Consider the following 2,661-nt stretch of genomic DNA (forward strand, 5'->3'; position numbering starts at 1 on the left):
CCCGGGCCGGAAACCGAACTGGGCGGCGCCGGCGGCGCGGCGCCCGCACCCCGGCGCACCCCCACCACCCGGCAAGCCCGCGTACCCCACCAGCGGCGGTGGACGCCCGCCCGCCTATCCGACCAGCGCACCGCCGCCACCCAATTTCCAGCCCCACCCGCAGATGTCCCCACAGGTGGCCCCGCAAACCCAGCTGTCGGCCGGCGTCACCAAGCCACCAGAGGTGGGGAACCTGGCGACGAAGATGTTCCACGCGTTGATGCCGTCCCGGTCCGGGGCGATCCCGAAGCCGTCCGAGGCGGTCACGATCGGTCGTTCCACCGACAACGACATCGTCATCCAGGACGTGCTGGCGTCGCGCCATCACGCTTTTCTGACGCAGACACCGCTGGGCACCGAGATCCGCGACGCGCGCAGCATCAACGGCACCTTCGTCAACGGTGTGCGCGTCGGGTCCGCGATCCTGACCGAGGGCGACGTGGTCACGATCGGCAACGTCGACCTCGTCTTCACCCGTGACACCCTGGTCCGCCGCACCGAAGCGGCGACGCGTACCGGCGGGCTGGAGGTGAACGCCGTCACCTTCACCGTCGACCACGGAAAGCAACTGCTCGACCACATCTCGCTGACCGCCCGCCCCGGAACGCTGACCGCCATCATCGGCGGTTCGGGCGCCGGCAAGACCACGCTGTCGCGGCTCATCGCCGGGTACACCACCCCCAGCACGGGCACGGTGACGTTCGAGGGCCACAACATCCACACCGAGTACGCGTCCATGCGCAGCAGGATTGGGATGGTCCCGCAGGACGACGTGGTGCACCGCCAGCTGACGGTCGGCCAAGCGCTCGGCTACGCGGCCGAACTTCGCTTGCCTCCCGACACCAGCAGAGCCGACCGCGAACAGGTCGTCGCGCAGGTCCTCGAGGAACTCGAGCTGACCAAGCACGCCGACACCCGCGTCGACAAGCTGTCCGGCGGCCAGCGTAAGCGCGCGTCGGTGGCGCTGGAGCTGCTGACCGGGCCCTCGCTGCTGATCCTCGACGAGCCGACCACCGGCCTCGACCCGGCGCTGGACCGTCAGGTGATGATGATGCTGCGCCAGCTCGCCGACGCCGGCCGCGTGGTGCTGGTCGTCACCCACTCGGTGGCCTACCTGGACGTCTGCGACCAGCTGTTGCTGGTGGCACCGGGCGGCAAGACCGCGTTCCTGGGGCCGCCCAGCCAGATCGGCGCGGCCATGGGCACCACCAACTGGGCCGACATCTTCGCGAACGTGGGCGCCGACCCGGACGAGGCCAACCGCCGCTTCCTTGCCGAAAACCGGCAGCCGGAGCTGCAGGGCCCGTCCGAGTCCAGCCCGGGCGACCTCGGCGAACCGGTGCACACCGACGTCCTGCGCCAGTTCTCCACGGTGTCGCGCCGCCAGATACGGCTCGTCATCTCCGACCGGGGCTACACGGTCTTCCTCGCGCTATTGCCGTTCCTCATCGGCATCCTCACGCTCACCGTTCGCGGCAAGACCGGATACGGCATGGGCGACCCGATGAGCAACTCGCCCAACCAGCCCGACCAGATTCTGGTCATGCTCACCGTGGGGGCCGTGTTCATGGGCACCGCGCTGACCATTCGCGACCTCGTCGGCGAGCGTCCCATCTTCAAACGCGAGCAGGCCGTCGGCCTGTCGACCGCGGCCTACCTCGCCGCCAAGATCGCGGTGTTCAGCGCCTTCGCGATCGCGCAGGCGGGAATCGCGACCGCGATCTCGGTGATCGGCTGGGGCCAGCCGATCGCCAACGCCGTCGTCCTCGGCGATGTGAGCTTCGAACTGTTCGTCGACGTCGCGCTGACTTGCGTGGCCTCTGCGCTGTTGGGAATGGCCCTGTCGGCGATCGCGAAGTCCCAGGACCAGATCATGCCGTTCCTGGTCATCGCCATCATGTCGCAGCTGGTGTTCTGTGGCGGGTTGATCTGGGTGACCAACCGGCCCGTGCTCGACCAGTTGTCGTGGGTCACGCCGGCCCGGTGGGGCTACGCGGCGTCGGCGTCGACGATCGACACCCACCGGCTGGTCGCCGGCCCGACCGATCCGAAAGACCAGCACTTCGACCACAAGGCGAGCGCCTGGTTGTTCGACATCGGGATGCTCACGCTGTTGTGCGTGACTTATAGCGCCGTCGTGTGGTGGAAGATCCGGCTCAAGCGGCACGGGCCGACCCCGGGCAATCGCAGGGCGAGGAGACGATCGAAGAGCTGATGGCTCAGTCCGCGCAGCCCGTGCTGACGGTTCGGTCAGCCCGCTCGGAAGGCAACTTCGCGGCGGGCCGTGACGTGGTCGTGGGCAGCGACCTGCGCGCCGACCTGCGCGTGGCGCACCCACTGATCGCGCGGGCGCATCTGCTGCTGCGCTTCGACAACGGCAGGTGGATCGCGGTCGACAACAATTCGCTGAACGGGGTCTTCCTCAACGGCCAGCGGGTGCCGATGGTCGACATCCAGGACGGCCAGACCCTCAACATCGGCAAGCCCGACGGACCGCGGGTCACGTTCGAGATCGGACACCACCGGGGCACGATCGGGCTGCGCCCGCCGACGGAGACGGTCCCGACGATCCGCAGCGGCCCGCTGCCGGTGCGCCCGCCGCCTCCCGCCCAGCGGCCGCGA

2 protein-coding genes are annotated in these 2,661 nt (G+C 69.3%); both read left to right on the top strand.

All coding sequences use genetic code 11. From position 1 onward, the window contains the following. Nucleotides 1–2,254 (top strand): ATP-binding cassette domain-containing protein (locus JWP83_RS05750; protein ID WP_297727042.1); only part of this gene is annotated, 2,254 nt, incomplete at its 5' end. Next, nucleotides 2,254–2,661, top strand: a 408-nt coding sequence (locus JWP83_RS05755; protein WP_297727045.1) for an FHA domain-containing protein, incomplete at its 3' end; no start/stop codon positions are given. The genes JWP83_RS05750 and JWP83_RS05755, both read left to right, overlap by 1 nt.

Origin of the sequence: Mycobacterium sp. (genome assembly GCF_025965855.1) — a bacterium.
GTDB lineage: Bacteria > Actinomycetota > Actinomycetes > Mycobacteriales > Mycobacteriaceae > Mycobacterium.